This is a genomic window from Bacteroidia bacterium, from assembly GCA_033391075.1.
Taxonomy (GTDB): Bacteria; Bacteroidota; Bacteroidia; order J057; family J057; genus JAWPMV01.
Genome location: JAWPMV010000003.1, coordinates 98,935 through 115,106 on the forward strand (window position 1 = coordinate 98,935; position 16,172 = coordinate 115,106).

The 16,172-nt window shown below is 43.1% G+C and carries 16 protein-coding genes; 11 read left to right on the plus strand and 5 right to left on the minus strand.

Features of this window, described 5'->3' with window-relative positions; translation table 11 throughout:
* The first annotated feature begins 18 nt into the window (after positions 1 to 18).
* From R8P61_33535 to R8P61_33580, 10 genes are all read left to right on the plus strand, one after another.
* The gene (locus R8P61_33535; protein MDW3652045.1) at positions 19 to 1,302 is read left to right on the plus strand and encodes an MFS transporter; all 1,284 of its coding nucleotides are present in this window, start codon (positions 19 to 21) and stop codon (positions 1,300 to 1,302) included.
* Between the two features lie 43 nt (positions 1,303 to 1,345).
* Complete coding sequence (locus tag R8P61_33540; GenBank protein MDW3652046.1) at positions 1,346 to 2,104, plus strand: SDR family NAD(P)-dependent oxidoreductase; 759 nt, start codon at positions 1,346 to 1,348, stop codon at positions 2,102 to 2,104.
* A gap of 27 nt (positions 2,105 to 2,131) precedes the next feature.
* On the plus strand, positions 2,132 to 2,887 hold the full coding sequence (locus R8P61_33545; protein MDW3652047.1) for a glucose 1-dehydrogenase: 756 nt from the start codon (positions 2,132 to 2,134) through the stop codon (positions 2,885 to 2,887).
* A gap of 43 nt (positions 2,888 to 2,930) precedes the next feature.
* A complete protein-coding gene (locus R8P61_33550) occupies positions 2,931 to 3,968 on the plus strand; it encodes a sugar kinase (protein ID MDW3652048.1) in 1,038 nt (345 codons plus the stop codon).
* 62 nt (positions 3,969 to 4,030) lie between these two features.
* The gene (locus R8P61_33555; protein MDW3652049.1) at positions 4,031 to 4,696 is read left to right on the plus strand and encodes a bifunctional 4-hydroxy-2-oxoglutarate aldolase/2-dehydro-3-deoxy-phosphogluconate aldolase; all 666 of its coding nucleotides are present in this window, start codon (positions 4,031 to 4,033) and stop codon (positions 4,694 to 4,696) included.
* 7 nt (positions 4,697 to 4,703) lie between these two features.
* Entirely contained in the window at positions 4,704 to 5,975 is a 1,272-nt protein-coding gene (locus R8P61_33560; GenBank protein MDW3652050.1) for an Nramp family divalent metal transporter, read from the plus strand.
* A 252-nt stretch (positions 5,976 to 6,227) separates the two neighbouring features.
* Positions 6,228 to 7,334: an enolase C-terminal domain-like protein gene (locus tag R8P61_33565; protein ID MDW3652051.1), complete on the plus strand. Its 1,107-nt coding sequence runs from the start codon at positions 6,228 to 6,230 to the stop codon at positions 7,332 to 7,334.
* A 35-nt stretch (positions 7,335 to 7,369) separates the two neighbouring features.
* Positions 7,370 to 8,431: a hypothetical protein gene (locus R8P61_33570; protein MDW3652052.1), complete on the plus strand. Its 1,062-nt coding sequence runs from the start codon at positions 7,370 to 7,372 to the stop codon at positions 8,429 to 8,431.
* A 170-nt stretch (positions 8,432 to 8,601) separates the two neighbouring features.
* The gene (locus R8P61_33575) at positions 8,602 to 8,976 is read left to right on the plus strand and encodes a BlaI/MecI/CopY family transcriptional regulator (GenBank protein ID MDW3652053.1); all 375 of its coding nucleotides are present in this window, start codon (positions 8,602 to 8,604) and stop codon (positions 8,974 to 8,976) included.
* Positions 8,969 to 10,390 (plus strand): carboxypeptidase-like regulatory domain-containing protein, encoded by a 1,422-nt coding sequence (locus R8P61_33580; protein MDW3652054.1) that lies wholly within the window; start codon positions 8,969 to 8,971, stop codon positions 10,388 to 10,390. The genes R8P61_33575 and R8P61_33580 overlap by 8 nt, the downstream gene beginning before the upstream one ends.
* A 172-nt stretch (positions 10,391 to 10,562) precedes the next feature.
* Here the strand turns inward: R8P61_33580 and R8P61_33585 are convergent, their stop codons facing one another.
* From R8P61_33585 to R8P61_33605, 5 genes are all read right to left on the minus strand, one after another.
* Positions 10,563 to 11,270, minus strand: a complete 708-nt coding sequence (locus tag R8P61_33585; GenBank protein MDW3652055.1) for a phytanoyl-CoA dioxygenase family protein — start codon at positions 11,268 to 11,270, stop codon at positions 10,563 to 10,565.
* A 25-nt stretch (positions 11,271 to 11,295) separates the two neighbouring features.
* On the minus strand, positions 11,296 to 11,853 hold the full coding sequence (locus R8P61_33590; GenBank protein ID MDW3652056.1) for an HD domain-containing protein: 558 nt from the start codon (positions 11,851 to 11,853) through the stop codon (positions 11,296 to 11,298).
* A 145-nt stretch (positions 11,854 to 11,998) separates the two neighbouring features.
* Positions 11,999 to 12,517, minus strand: a complete 519-nt coding sequence (locus tag R8P61_33595) for a DinB family protein (GenBank protein ID MDW3652057.1) — start codon at positions 12,515 to 12,517, stop codon at positions 11,999 to 12,001.
* A 116-nt stretch (positions 12,518 to 12,633) separates the two neighbouring features.
* Positions 12,634 to 13,347: a LytTR family DNA-binding domain-containing protein gene (locus R8P61_33600; protein MDW3652058.1), complete on the minus strand. Its 714-nt coding sequence runs from the start codon at positions 13,345 to 13,347 to the stop codon at positions 12,634 to 12,636.
* Positions 13,344 to 14,414: a sensor histidine kinase gene (locus tag R8P61_33605; GenBank protein ID MDW3652059.1), complete on the minus strand. Its 1,071-nt coding sequence runs from the start codon at positions 14,412 to 14,414 to the stop codon at positions 13,344 to 13,346. The genes R8P61_33600 and R8P61_33605 overlap by 4 nt, the downstream gene beginning before the upstream one ends.
* Before the next feature lie 221 nt (positions 14,415 to 14,635).
* Here R8P61_33605 and R8P61_33610 point away from each other — a divergent pair, with 221 nt between their 5' ends.
* Entirely contained in the window at positions 14,636 to 16,126 is a 1,491-nt protein-coding gene (locus tag R8P61_33610; protein MDW3652060.1) for an alpha/beta hydrolase, read from the plus strand.
* Positions 16,127 to 16,172: the final 46 nt, after the last annotated feature.

Here is a 16,172-nt window from a genome sequence, read left to right on the forward strand (position 1 = left end):
CATTAGAACCCTACTACTATGAAAATTAAAGGATTAAGATGGTGGATCATTGGTCTGATCTTTATAGCCACTGTCATAAACTATGTGGATAGAACTGCATTTGCTTTGCTATGGCCGCAAATGGGAGAGGATTTGGGGATGGATAAATCAGATTATGCATTCCTCCTCAATGTTTTCCTGGCGACCTATGCTGCAAGTAAGTTTCTCTCAGGGAGATTGTATGACAAAATCGGCACAAGGATAGGATTTACCCTTTCCATTGTGGTTTGGTCATTAGCGGCTGGTTTTCACGCAATCGCAAGGGGGATCGTATCACTTTCTGTGGTCCGAGGTCTTCTTGGATTAGGGGAAGCCGGACTATGGCCTGGAGCAGTAAAGAGCAATGGCGAATGGTTTCCTACCAAGCAAAGAGCCTTAGCTCAGGGGATATTTAATTCAGGCGCATCCATAGGAAATGTTATTGCACCTGTAATTATCGTTTACCTGTACGCACAATTTGGATGGAAATCCACCTATGTCATACTGGGAGTTCTTGGACTGATCTGGGTGATTCCCTGGCTATTCATTAATAAAACGACCCCCAATAAGCATCCATGGATCACTGAGGAAGAAAAAAATCTTATATCAGCTGATCAAAGTATTGATCGGGAAACCGATCTGGATAATATGGGGAAAAGCTTAAGTCTGGGGAAAATATTAAGCTTCAGAGAGTCCTGGGGAGTTTTATTATGCCGATTTTTTATCGAACCGATTTGGTGGTTCTTTGCAGGCTGGATGCCAATTTACCTCAACTCCAAATTTGGGCTAAGTATTGAGGAAATTGGTAATACCATGTGGATTTCCTATTTGATGGCAGCTGCAGGAAGTATTTTGGGCGGCATCTTTACAGAATTTGCAATCAATAGAAGATCCGTAGATTTCGGAAGAAAAGTGAGTATTGTCATAGGGAGTGCCCTGATTATTCTTGCCTTCACCGGGATCATCATGTTTGTGAAAGAAACAAACTTTATGCTCTTCATCTATTTGGCGGGGGTTGCTCTATTTGGATTTCAATTTGCCATCGGCAACATTCAAACTTTATCGAGTGATTTGTTAAAAGGACCGTCAGTTGGAACCTTAGCTGGATTGGCAGGTACAGTTGCAGCCGTTTCACCTATGATCATGAATTGGTTTATTGGGCAAATAACAAGTGGGGGTTCTTATGTCCCTGCCTTTATAGCAATTACTATTTCAGTAGGACTTGGAGTCCTGGCTATATTTTTCTTTATCAAACAAGTAAGATTAGTTGACAAGACTATTTAATCAAAACAGAACTTAATTTTTAAATAATAAACAGAAAACATAAATGAGCAATAATAGAATAGCGATAATTACGGGAGCTACAGGTGGTATAGGTTTCGCTGTAGCAAAAAGATTAGGTAAAGATGGATTTACAGTAGTATTAAATGGTATCGAAGATGAAACCGGAGCGCAAAGAGTTGAAGAACTCAAAGCAGAGGGAATAGATGCTGAATATTGCGGATTTGATGTTACCAAAGAAGAACTGGTAACTGAAAACATTACCAAAATAGGCGAAAAGTACGGTAAGATAGATGTGCTGGTTAATAATGCCGGTGGATTGGGAGGAAGATCTCGATTTGAAGATATGACAACAGAATTTTACCGCTTTGTGATGGCATTAAATCTGGATTCTGTTTTCTTCGCCTCCAGGGCTGCAATCCCTTTCCTGAAAAAGGGAGAACATCCAACCATCATCAACTATACCTCAAATGCTGCATGGAATGCAGGAGGACCCGGGGCTGGAATTTATGGTACTTCTAAAGCTGGAGTTCATACAATTACAAGAGCCCTGGCCAAGGATTTGGCTGAGTACGGCATTCGAGTAAATGCAGTATCTCCCGGTACAATTGATACCCCCTTTCACCAACAAATTAAATCCACGAAGCCAGAAGTTTTTGCGTCATGGGCTAATAACATTATGTTGGGAAGATTGGGTCAGCCTGATGATGTTGCAGGGGTTGTTTCCTTTTTGGCCAGTGGTGATGCCGGCTTCATAACGGCTGAAACCATCCAGATTGGAGGGGGACAGGCGCTAGGAATCTAATTATCAATTAAATTTAGAGAAAGAATAATGAGTACACTTAATGGTAAAGTAGCAGTAGTAACCGGAGGGGCAAGGGATATTGGGAGAGCCATATCCGTTTGTTTAGCAAAAGAAGGAGCGAAAGTAGTGGTGAATTATTACAATTCTGAAGCTGGAGCTAATGAAACCCTTGAGGAGATAAAGGCTTTGGGAGGAGAAGCTATTGCTGTTAAAGCTGATGTATCAAATTTATCGGATATCAAGAATCTGAAAGCAAAAACAGTAGAAGCATTCGGAGAGAAAATTGATATTCTTGTAAATAATGCAGGAGGCCTTTTTGCTCGCAAGACCTTAGAAGAATTCGATGAGTCTTTTTATGAGTTGGTGATGAATGTCAACTTTAAGGCTACCGTTTTCATCATGCAGGCATTTGAACCATTAATGGGTGCAGGCTCTTCCATCATAAATCTTTCTTCTCAGGCTGCCAGAGATGGCGGCGGCGGCGGATCTTCTCTATATGCTTCTTCCAAAGGAGCGGTGACTACCTTTTCCAGAGCCATGGCAAAAGAGCTGGGCCCAAAAGGGATTAGAGTAAATGCCGTTTGTCCCGGCTTAATTGCAACAAAATTTCACGATGATTTCACAAAGGATGAAATTCGTAAAATGGTTGCAGGTAAAACTCCTTTGAGGAGAGAAGGGAGTGCTGAAGAGGTGGCAGACCTGGTGGTCTATTTAGCTTCTGATAATAGCTCGTTCGTAAACGGAGCGAACTTTGACATCAATGGTGGCTTAGCATTCTCCTAAGAAGATTTTTCAAATACATGCTATAAACGAAAGCTATAAATAAATTATGAAAGTAGTAACCTTTGGAGAAATCATGTTAAGATTATCTCCTCCTGGTTGGAAGCGTTTCAGCCAAGCGAATTCCTTTGAGGTAATTTATGGTGGGGGTGAAAGTAATGTCGCAGTGAGCCTTGCCAATTATGGAGTACCTGTAGACTTTGTTACTCGCATTCCTGATAATGATATCGGTGACTGTGCAGAAATGGAGATGAGGAAAAGAGGGGTAGGAACTCAACATATGATTCGGGGAGGAGAAAGACTTGGCATTTACTTTCTCGAGACCGGAGCTGTATCACGCGGGAGTAAAGTTGTATATGATCGTGCATATTCTTCCATGTCTCAAATTGAGGCAGGGATGATCGACTGGGAAGAAGTATTGAAAGGTGCAGACTGGTTTCACTGGACCGGAATCACACCTGCTATTTCTCAGGGGGCAGCAGATGCCTGTCTGGAAGCAATTCAGATGGCTAATAAACTCGGAGTGACGGTTTCTACAGACCTCAATTATCGTAAGAAGCTGTGGAAGTACGGCAAAGAACCGGGCGAGATTATGCCTGATCTGGTTGCAGGATGTGATGTAATCCTCGGAAATGAGGAAGATGCTGAAAAGCACTTTGGATTGCACCCGGAAAATGTAGATGTAACCCAGGGAGGTTCTGTATCCGGGGAAGCCTATCTATCTGTGCTCAAGCAATTGATGGAAATGTTCCCTCGTGCAAAGAAAGTGATCACAACCCTGCGGGGCTCAATCAGCGCCTCTCACAATAGTTGGTCCGGTGTCCTCTATGATGGTGAAACATTGTATGAAGCTCCTACTTATCAGATTACTCATATCGTCGATAGAGTAGGGGGAGGAGACAGTTTTATGGGCGGCCTGATTTATGGATTACTTACCTATCCGGAAGATGATCAAAGAGCCCTGAACTTTGCTGTGGCTGCATCCTGCCTCAAGCATACCATTTTTGGAGATGCCAATTTGGCAAGCATAGAAGAAGTTGAAAAACTGATGTCTGGAGATGCCTCCGGACGAGTTTCACGATAAGCATACATATTATTTTGAGTTAGTCTGCAGGTTCAAGCCTTGCTTGGGCCTGCTTTTTTACTATGGCAAGCGTTAAAAAACATATCTGTCTGGGAAGCATAAGATCCCAAAAGATCATACCCCTTTTCTATCACGCAGATCAGGAAACTGCCCGGGAAATTTTGAAAGCCTGTTCTAAAGGCGGAACCCGGGTAATAGAATTTACCAATCGAGGAGATTTTGCCCAGGAAGTTTTTGCTGACCTGGTCAAATTTGCTCAGGAAGAATTACCGGAAATGATTCTGGGGATCGGCTCTGTTACAGATGCAGCTACGGCAGCGATGTATATACAATTAGGAGCCAACTTCATTGTTTCTGCTTCCTTGCGAAAAGATATAGCTACTGTATGCAACAGGAGAAAGATCCCCTATCTACCCGGTTGCGGTTCTTTGACTGAGATAGGCGAGGCTGAAGAACTCGGCTGCGATATCGTAAAGTTATTTCCCGGTTCGGTCTATGGTCCCGGCTTTATCAAAGCTGTGAAAGGTCCTCAATCCTGGACAGAAATTATGGTCACAGGAGGAGTTAGCCCTAATCAGGAAAATCTCTCTGGCTGGTTTGAAAGTGGAGCTGTTGCCGTCGGTATGGGATCCAAGCTCATTAAAAAAGATTGGGTGCAGGAAAAACAATTCGATAAGATCGCAGAAGAAATCAGGAGGTCTTTATCTATGATTAAAGCCTATAACTAATAACAAGATGTCTGCTCCATCGTCCATTCTCCAGAAAATTTCCGCATTTCTTCGAAAGATCGGTCCGGGAATATTTGCCATTGGCTATACGATCGGTACAGGGAGTGTCACTACTATGGCTGTCGCAGGCAGTCAGTATGGGATGCAATTGCTTTGGGTTCTCTTTATCAGTTGTCTGTTTTCCTGGGTTTTGATGGAGGCTTATGGCAGGTATACCCTTGTTACGGGTGAAACGGCTCTTTATGGTTTCCGCAGACATCTGAAGTTTGGGAAAATCATGGCGATTCTCATTATAGTCGGAGTCTCCGTGGGGCAGTGGAATTCGCTGATTGGGATATTGGGAATTTCAGCGCATTCCATCTATGAAATGTTGAGTCTGTTTATCCCTGCTGCCGCTGGTTATGAATATGCCTTGATCCTGATCATTGCGATTGTGATTATTGGAAGTATGTATGCCTTGTTGTGGGTGGGTACCTATACCCTCTTCGAAAAGATCCTTTTGGTCTTTGTATCCATTATGGGCTTATCCTTCCTTTTGTCCATGTTTATTGTGCTGCCAGATCCTACTTCGATTGCAAAAGGCATGATCCCATCCATACCAGAAGTAGAAGGAGGAAGACAGTTGGTTGTCGCTTTTGTCGGTACAACTATGGCAGCTGCTACTTTCCTTTCCCGTCCTTTATTTATTCAGGGGAAAGGCTGGACAAAGGATAATCTGAAAGACCAGAGAAATGATGCCCTTTGGGCCTCGATTCTGATATTCCTGATCAGTGGATCTATCATGGCCGTAGCTATGGGGACCTTATTCGCAGAAGGGAAATCGATAGAAAAGGTCCTGGATATGGTTTATATCCTTGAACCTATTGCAGGGAAATTTGCTATCTCAGTCTTCTTTTTGGGAACCCTGGGTGCTGGACTCTCCTCCATATTCCCCATACTTATGATCACCCCTATACTGGTGGCAGATTATCAGGCTGGAAAGCTGGATGTCGGTTCAAAACAGTTCAAAATTCTGACGGGGATTGTTTGTGCTATAGGGTTAACGGTACCTATTCTGGGTAGTAATCCTATTAAGGCTCAAATTCTGACTCAGGTATTCAATGTCTTTGTCTTGCCATTGGTTATAATCGGCATAATGTTTCTGAGTAATAGTAAACGCCTGATGCAGGAACATAAGGCAGGTTGGCTCCTGAATGTCGGGATGGCGCTTGCCTTAATATTTGCTAGTCTGATTTCTTATAATGGGGTACTCTCCGTGATAAATACATTTAATGGCTAAGCATTAACAGGCCCATTTCACCAAAAAACAAGAACCTGAACGTACACAAAACACATTTCTCTATACTACCCTTTTCCGTAGGATGCCAGGTCGGGAAAGGGTATTCTTCTTCATATTTATAAATGCTTGTTTGAGTAAAGAAAGCAGAAAGCCAATCGACATCATCTCAGCTCTTTAGTTATCGGATCATCAGAGATCCCTGAGAAAATCGAAAAGCAGCAATCTTTCTTGTAAATACTTAAGAGGCATTTTATGCAAATCACACTCGTCCATGTATACAGGGTAAGGATACCTTTTTCCTTCTCTGTAGACCATAACCTTAAAAAACGTAAAAGCTCCGAATCGCTTGTATTATCCCTTCATGGAGACGATGGAGAGCTGGGATATGGCGAATGTACTCCACGCCCTTATGTTACCGGAGAAAGTACTGCAGAAGTATGGCAGAGTTTTCAGGAAATCATCCAGCATTGGCCCTTGCCTCGGATTCAAAAGCTGGAAGACATTTTTAGCTTTTGCAGGAAACTGGAAGAACGATTTGCTATGCCCTCGCTGGTATGTGCCTGGGAGATGGCCTTGCTGGACCTTTGGGGGAAACACCAGAGATTGCCTCTGGCCTCTTTAATGGGAAAAGAAGTTGATTATGAGCCGCAATATTCCGCAGTTCTTCCCATGCTTCCACCCTTGAAACTCGAACATTGGTTGAAAAAGATCTCTGCCCTGAATTTAGCACACATAAAAATCAAGGTAGGGCATGAAGGAGATGTCGCAGACCTTGCTTTGGCCCGAATGATCATGGGGCCTGAGGTTGATATCCGTATAGATGCCAATCGTGCCTGGAGCCTGAGTGAAGCAACTCAAAAGCTGGAAGAATTTCAGCCCTATCACATCAGTTGTGTAGAAGAACCTTTGCGGGAAGAAGAGACCGGGAATTTGTCGAAACTTGCGCAAAGAACTGATATCCCCCTTCTTCTTGACGAATCCCTTTGTCGCAAAGAACAGCTCCATTTTTATCTGAATGAGATGTCCCGGGATTCCTTTATGGTGAACCTGAAAATCTCAAAACTGGGAGGCTTGAGCAAATGCTCAGAAATCTATCAAATCGCCCAGAAACATGGCATTTATTGTCAGTTGGGCTGCCATGTGGGAGAAACCGCCATCCTCAGTGCCGCTGGCAGAATCTTCGCCCAACATCATGAACTCAAATATCTGGAAGGCTCCTTTGCGCCTTTCTTTATGGAAGATGACATTGCCCGACAGCCTTTGTTTTTCTCCTCAGAGGGAAAGGCTGATCGGATCGAAGGAAACGGTCTGGGAATTGAGATCGATCCTGTAAAGCTCGAAAGATATAGCGAGCACTGAGCCCTTATTTATTCCACTTACAAGCAAACCTAATCATGACTGCATCCATTACCCGAAAAATGACTTTTGCAGAATTTAACATAAACTTCAATACAATATCTGTAGACGAACTCTTTCAGCAATATGAGGAAATCGGTTTTATATATCCCGCAAAGAAAGCTTTACTGGCGCCTCATATGGAAGAAATCAGGAACAACTGGAAAAACCTCTACCAAAGCCAGGAAAAGTATCTATGGATTTTTACCAATGATCTTGCAAAAGTGAAAAACTTTGCCTCTATCACTGCCTGGAAACAAAGCAATTATTGCCTGCAGGCCCAGCACCTGGTCAGTGATGGAAATCCTTTCCTTTCCCTGAAAGTTATGCTGGGTGCCCAATTCAAAGCTGAGCACCAGCACCAAGCAGATGATGTACGTGCCAGTCAAAACTGGTTTCGTCCTAATAACCGTTATGCCTATCGGGTATTTGCTTCTATGTTTGAAAAGCTCGGCAGAGAAAAGGCAGCCCTTAACCTCTTCCAATTTCTGCAACTCCCGCTGAGGTTTATTCCGGAAACAGGCATGTATCCCTATGAAGTTGAAGAAGTGAAAGGAGTAGATGATGAGTTGATTAGCTGTATGACCGATCGATTCGGAGAGGCTTTTGTTCAGGCGGAAGAATTGAATGAAGCAGACATTTGTCTGGAAAAGATTGGGGCCGATTTCAGGAAGTACGGCTTAAATAGATCGAGAAAAGTCTTAAAAATCAAAGGGAAAAGTGGAAGACTATTGGCAGCTATGATTATGAACCGGGCACCCTTGGGGATCAATTTTAGCTATCTGGAAAATCGCGCCTATTATGTGATGGCTGAAAACCTCCGAAATGAGGAACGACTGGAAGTTCTTCGATTTATGAATAAACAAGCAAAACCCTACTATAGGGATATCAGTCTGAAAGCTATCCCGATCGTAACGGATAAGAAAACCTCCGATGCTTTGCAAAAACTGGATGCAAGATGGTTGAGAGAATATCTGCAAAGTATCTGGCTACGGGAAGGTTTCTCTCAATGGTATGAACATATCGCTTCCTTCCTGGAAAGAATAGAAAGAAGAATGTAGTTTATATATAGGAAAAGCTAAATAAGCATCATAAGTCTATTGTTTAGATGTACCCCTGTCAGTATTGGCAGGGGATTTTTTGTGGGAAATATTCAACCCTAAACGAGTAGGTCAGTTATAAAACTGAAAATTTAGTTGATAAACTGATTTTTTAGTTATATACTTGTGACATGAAACCTTTAACCCGCAAAGAAGAAGAGATCATGCAGATCCTATGGGAGCTGGAAAAAGCCTTTGTGAAAGACATTCGCGAACGCATTCCTGAACCCAAGCCGCATTATAATACTGTTTCCTCTATGGTTCGCTTCATGGTGGACAAAGGATATATAGGATATAAGGCCTATGGAAAAACCCATGAATACTTTCCTCTGATCAGCAAGGAGAGTTATAGCAAACATTCCCTTTCAAATCTGGTCAATGGATATTTCTCAAATTCTTACAAAAGTGTCATTTCATTTATGGCTAAAGAAGAAGATATCAGCATTGACGAATTGAAGGAAATTATCTCCATGATCGAAAACGAAAAATCCGAGCACAATGAATGAAATTATTCTGTACCTCTTTAAGAGCTCTCTCATTCTGACGGGCTTTTATCTTTTCTACAAATTCTTTTTGGACAACGATACTCACTATGGTATGCGGAGAGGGTTTTTGCTCCTTTCCATGATTACTGCCATACTGACACCCATGATTCCTTTTGGGTATGTAGAATACCAAAGCTGGGAGAATGTACTCTATTACCTGATCATTTCAGGTTCCCCTACAGAAGGAGGCGAGTTAGTCGAACAAATTACTCCGATCATCCAATCCTGGTCCTGGACGGATTATGCTGGTTTGATCTATGCCTTGGGAGTGGCAGTGATGTTGATACGCTTGATCTGGATAGGCATTCAATTGGCGGGCTTATTTGCCAAAGCGGAGTTTACAGAATTTGACGGAAGATTGATTACTTATTCGCCAGAAGTAGTGATTCCTTTTTCTTTCTTCCATTATATTTTCCTTCCTGCTTTTGAGGAAGGTGAATATCCTGACCCGGTAATCCTCACCCACGAAGGTTTACATATACAAAAAAGACATAGCTGGGATGTAATCCTCTCTGAGGTAATCTTGCTGGTCTTTTGGTTCAACCCTATAAGTTGGCTCTTTAAAAAAGCTTTGCAAGAAGTTCACGAATACCAGGTTGATGCGCAAATCCTGGATGCGGGCTTCGATAAAAAAGCTTATCAGTTGCTTTTGCTCAATTACAGTGTCGGCAAGCAAAAAGTGGCGATCGCCAACTCTTTTAATCAACTAACAACTAAAAAAAGAATTTCCATGATGAACAAAAGAAAGTCATCCAGACACGCAATGTTGAAATATTTAAGCTTTCTACCGATTGCTTTTCTGAGTCTTACCCTCATGTCTTCCAGCCCGGTTCCTGCGCTCGAACTTCAATCTGTTAAGCAGGGAGAAGGTTGGATTGTCGTAGGAAAGGTTCTGGATAAAAATAATGAAGAGGCTTTGGTTGGTGCGACTGTTATTGTCAAAGGTACCCAGGTAGGTACCGTGACCGATCAGTACGGAATCTTCCAGATCGAAATTCCCAATGAGCCACCTGCCGACTTAATCATAAGTTATATTGGCTACGAAAAATATGAAGTAGCTGTAGCCAAGAGTGGCGAATTGACGGTCAATTTGTCTACGGATACCGGATCAAGTTCTCACAGTTTTAAGGAACTGAGTATTCTGGTGAAAAGTAATAAGAAGGGAGATAGCGTTGTCATCAGATCCAATGATAGCAGCAAGGACGGACTAAAGCCTCTCTATGTTATAGACGGAGAAATAGTTACGATAGAAATATCCGAGCTTAAGCCAGATGATATCGCTTCCATCAATGTTCTGAAGGGAGAGGCTGCGGCTAAAAAGTACGGAAAAGATGGAGCGAATGGCGTAATAGAAATTACGATGAAAAAGAAATAAATGAAAAAGGGATAGACGTTTATTGCTCAGCCATTGATTTGGCTGAGCTTTTTTTATGGAAAATCCTTGTACGTGAAGTTTGTATCTCGACCCTAGAGAATAAGCCCTGGTATCAAATAGTAAGATTTGTAGATAGCCCCTTATCAGGAGGGAATTTATTAATAGGCTGGCTTCAGTTTCTTTCTTCTATAACCTCATGACTAGAGAATCGATACCTCATATTTCGGTAAACAGCAATATCTGTAATGTCCTCCGGTGTACCTGCTGGAATAGCTCTGCAATTGATGGAGATGCGATAAGGCCCATGAACAGGATTTACCCTATGCCAATTGTGCCCATGCAGAAGAAGCAGGCTGCCCTTTTTGGGACTTAATACGAGCTGGCCCTGTAGTTCTTCATGAGGCTCACCTACCGATATTGGACCCACTTTATGGGTTTGAGGCAAAAGGAGAGTCTGTCCTCCGCTGCTTTCATCTATATCGTGGGTATATACCAAACGATTCAAATTGAACTGCTCTTGATTTTCGGGAGGACAATCCTGGTGCCAGGCCTGTCCTCGGGTCCCTTGTTTGGAGAACATGGCCATGGTGTAGAGGTTCTGCCAATTTGCTCCCAGAATGGCAGTACTTAAGGCGATCATTCGGGCATCCTTTTCCAATACCTCAAAACTGAGATTTCCCTCTTGAATTGGAAACCAGGGGATGACCTCCGTGGCTGATTTTTGGATGAATTCAAGCGAATGTTCCCATTCTGGATTTATCCCAAAGTGAGAGAGTACTTCTTGATTCAGTTCATCCATAAGTGAAGCATCGAAAAAATCTTCGAGGAGGAGGTAGCCCTGAGACCAGAACTCTTTTGCTTTTTCTTGCCAGTTTATCATAATCTTTTTGGAGAAGTTCAGGAATTTATTTCTTCATCATCGGCAGGGGATTTAAGGGATGTTTGAGAAAATGCCGGAAGAAAGAAGAAAGGATGATCAGGTGAAAGTTCAGCAAGGGAAATCGGCGGTAATTCTCTCTGATGAAGCGGCGCTCTAATCCAAAGGAAATCTTGCCAAAGGAAAGGTCTAACAAATCAGCTTTTCTGAAGGCTTCCACATTATCACGATAAGGTCCTTTATAAGAAGTAATCTTATGGTGCATATCGATCATGCTTGCGATCTCTTCATTCCATTCGGATTTCCCTGCCTGCGAAAGATAGGAGGAGGCCATTCGACGGGAAGGATCGAGATAATCGAAGGTGCTATCTGTCCAGATACCGATATCGTGGTAAACCGCTGCTATGGCAATTTTCTCCACATCATCCGGATCTGAATTATGCTTTAGGGCCCAAGTCAGATTGGCTACTCTGTGTACATGATTTCTGTAGGGAAGATAATGTTTGCCCAGACGCCTTTCGAAAGGAGAGATCAGGGCGTCTATTTTTTCTTCAAATATATGGGAATGGGTTCTGCGATCACTCATACGGGGAGATCTTTCCCCAATATAAATCCTTTCCCGCGTATTATTATCAGGGAAATTACTTCGCCCGAAATTTTGAGGGGCAATGAGCCGATGCGACCCTGATCAGCTCGTCATACACAAAAAGCCTGTCAGTCCGTAGCTGGAATCAGAGGTAGCGTTCGCGGATGATTTTCATGTGCCAGCGTTCATGGCCAAGGATCATGAAAGCAATGGCCCTGGAAGATGCGTCAAAGCCACTGGCTTCTCCCATATTTGAGAGGTCTGTATCATTGAGGCTAGCGAGCAGAGACTGGCTGCTTTTGCGCAAGATTTGAAACTCTTCTATCAGCTCGGCCATGCTTTTGGCATTTGCACCTGAAGGTTCGATATATACCTCTTGATTAAAGCCAGCCAATGGAGTTGCATCTCCTCTGCCGATACGAAACATGCGATAAGCAAAGATGCGCTCGCTATCGATCAGGTGTTGGAAGACTTCTTTGATGCTCCATTTCCCTTCGGCATAGCGATAGCTTCCTTTTTCTTCCGGGATAGCAGAAAAGAAATCCACGACTTCGGCGAGAGAGGATAGGAAGCCATCCCTTAAGGAAAGATCGGCGGGAATCTGTTCGATATAGCGATCGTAGTATTCGTTATTTTCTTTGCGGGCAAGTTCAGTTCTATTCATAATCAGACATGTATTGGAAGAACTAAATTAGTAGATTTTGGGAAAAAGGAAGTGGTCCGGTTTTTAAGAGAAGAGCCATCCGGTTGGCGGGTATGAGTTCAAATTCAGAAGAACTCTCATTTTCTAAAGAATTTCATGACTTCCTGTTTGTAGCTGATGCCGATAGGAATTTCATGCTCCTGGATTTCGATGTCATGCGTGGAATAGGCACTGACCTTCCGGGTGTTGACGATGAAAGACCGGTGTACCCTGAGAAAGTGATCGGGTAGGATATTGGCAAACTCACTGATCTTTTCTTTGGTGGTGATGCTTTTGTCAGGAAGATGAATGCGGATGTAGTCTTTAAGACTTTCGATGAATAGAACTTCCGTGAATTTAACCTTCACAAATTTGCGATTGGTATTTACATAAAGGAAGTCCTCCTCGGGGCTTTCCTGTGGCTTCTGAGGGCTTATGTCTACTTTTTGAGGCTCCCGACTCATGTATTTGTTTACGGAGCGGAAAAAGCGTTCAAAGGTGATGGGCTTAAGCAGGTAATCAATGACATCCAGCTCATAACCCTCCAGGGCATATTCTCGGTAAGCGGTAGTCAGGATGATGCCCGGTTTGTAATGAAGAGATTTGATAAATTCTATACCATTGAGGACCGGCATCTGAATATCCAGAAAGAGGAGGTCAATCTTTTCCTTTTTCAGGATATCAAAAGCCTCCAGGGCATTCCAGCAACTGGCCACCCATTCCAATTGTGGAACCTGCTCTATATGCTTTTGGATTAAACCGGCGGCTAGCGGTTCATCATCAACTACCAGACATCTGATAAGATCGCTCATAGTTCTATACTTAATTGAACCTCATAGGTATCTTCCTCTTCATGGATCTGCCAGACATGCCTGTCCGGATAACTGAGTTCCAATTGGCGTCGGATATTTTGCGAACCAATTCCTCCTTTATAATTCATCTTATCTTCCTGTATTGTGGGAGGTTTGGTATTGAAGACATTGAAATAGAGGATTTGATCTTTGACCTCCAGATTTATTCGGATAATGGCCTCTCCTATGGCCCCGCTTACTCCATGCTTAAAGGCATTTTCCACGATAGATAGCAGCATCAGGGGAGATATCTTTGCATGCTCACTTTCCACCTCCTTTTTAAAACTCAACCTTAGCCTATTGCCGTATCTCAAGGTCTCCAAATCAATGAAATTTTGAATCAGGTCTATTTCCTGTTGGATACTTACCTTGTCCTGGGTGCCTTTGTATAGCATAAAGTCCAGCATTCCCGAAAGCTTTTCAACTACTTCCGGCGCTTTATCTGATTTGTCCAGGGTCAGGGCATAGAGGTTATTGAGGGTATTGAAAAGAAAGTGAGGATGTATTTGAGATTTCAGGAAGTTGAGCTCGCTGATAGCCTTTTCCTTTTGGAGTTGGTCCAATTGCTGTTTTTCCTCTGCTCGGTTTTTCACCATCTTAACAAAAAGAAAGACAAAACTGAAGAAATAGGTAGGAATCAAATAATTCCCGATGGTGATGGAGTAATTGCTCATGATCTCGAGGATTGACTCCTGATAGATGGTTTCGCCTCCCAAGGGTTCAGCTATGTACACATTGTTGATCCGGTAGAGGACAGTGAATACATAAAGACTGAGGAGGAATGAAAGAATAAACTGAATGTATTTGCCTTTCTGCAGGTAGCGGGGTATTTGGAAGTACACCAGGAAATAGGTCGCCAGCATTTTGGTGGGAATACCGATGGCGCGGTATACATAGGAGTAAAGAACTTTGTCACCCGTAGGTTCTGAATAAATGGGAGCTATCAGCAACACTCCTAACCAGAAAAGGGCGTGGGAGAGAAGCCGATTTTGCAGGATGCGATCTATGAGGCTAACTTCTTGCTTCATCTTGTGAAATCTTGATCCTCAAAATACATAAAGTCCCCAATCTCCTGAACTTTGTCGACCAATGAGAGACTTCAACCCCCGAATGTGGCTGTTCTTCCCCTAAATAATATTGAGCGATCCTGAAAAGGTATTCGGCAGTTCAAAGTGCTTGTCTGCCGCTTTTTTTCATATAGCCTGTTTTTTTCCCCCATACTTGTATCAAACATCAAAAAAATAAGCTCATGAAACGATTACTTATCATTTGCACGATACTACTAGCTGTTCAATCTCTTGCAGCTTTTACCCCAACATTTAATCTAAGTCTGGTAGATACCAGCTTTACTGGAGAATCCGGCGAAAGAGTAACTGCTCAATTGGGCTATCTGGAGGTTCCAGAGAACAGAGAGAAGTCAAGTTCGCAGAAGATTTCCATTAAATTCATAAAACTCAAAAGCACGAATCCCAATCCCGGAACACCTATGATTTATCTGGAAGGAGGTCCGGGGAGCAGTTGTACCTGGCAGGCAGGGCAGCCTTATTTTCTGGATAGGTGGAGACCCTATCTTGAGTTGGGGGATGTGATTTTGGTAGACCAGAGAGGAACAGGCGAAGCTTCTCAAAGACTTACCTATATCTGGATGAATGAATTGCCCGACGATTTATTTGTGAGTGCGGAGAATGCACAGAATCATTTTGCCAAAGTATATTCTGCTGCGATTAAGGCTTATGATGAAAGAGGTATCGACCTGAGAGGATTTACCACCAAACAAAATGCAGAAGACATAGATGCTTTGCGAGAGGCTTTGGGCTATGAGAAAGTTACCATCATGGGCTTTAGCTATGGTACGCATCTGGGATTGGCCTATATCAGGTATTTTGGAGAGCATATCGAAAATGCTGTTTTGATTGGAACAGAAGGGCCTAATCATACCTTTAAATTGCCTTCCTCTATGGATAGTCATTTGGGGAAAGTTGCCTTGATGGCTAAAAATGATACGGAGATCAGCGAGGAAGTGCCTGATTTGCTTGAGCTCTATAAGGAAGTAATAGCTCAATTGGAGAAAGAACCCGCAGTTGTTACCATCACCAATCCTCTGACTCGAAAAGATATGGATATAAAGGTAGGGCCTTTTGGTTTACAAATAGTCATGCGCCTGGATATCGGAGATGCCAGTGATCTGCCGGTTTTTCCCCGACTTCTTTACAGCATCAAACAAAAAGACTACTCCACTCTGGAATGGTTCATCCGCAAGCGTTTCAATATGGTGCTGGGTACACAGGGGATGTCAACAACCATGGACCTGGCTTCTGGTGCAACAAAAGATCGTATGGAACGCATTCAAAGAGAAGAAAAAGAAACCCTCTTCCCGCAGGTTGCCAATTTGCAGCTATACCTGACCCAAAAAATGGATGGCATCTGGCCCAATCCTGATCTGGGCAAAGAATTCCGCGCGCCCTTGATCAGCGATACGAGAACCCTCTTCATGAGCGGTACCCTCGACTTCAACACCCCACCTTATCAGGCAGAGGAAGTTCGCTGGGGCTTTTCGAATAGCAGCCACATCATCGTGAAACATGCGGGTCATGAGCAGGTGCTTACTCATCCGGGTGCCCTGCCTGCGGTCTTGAGTTTCCTAAAAGGGGAAAGTGTAGACGAAGTAGGATTGGCCTATCCGCCGCTAAAGTTTATTCCGGTGAAAGGGAAAGCAGAAGGGCATCCTTCGATTAAATAAGATGTGTTTGGGTGTTAGCGTATTAGTGTGTTAGGGATTATTTCAA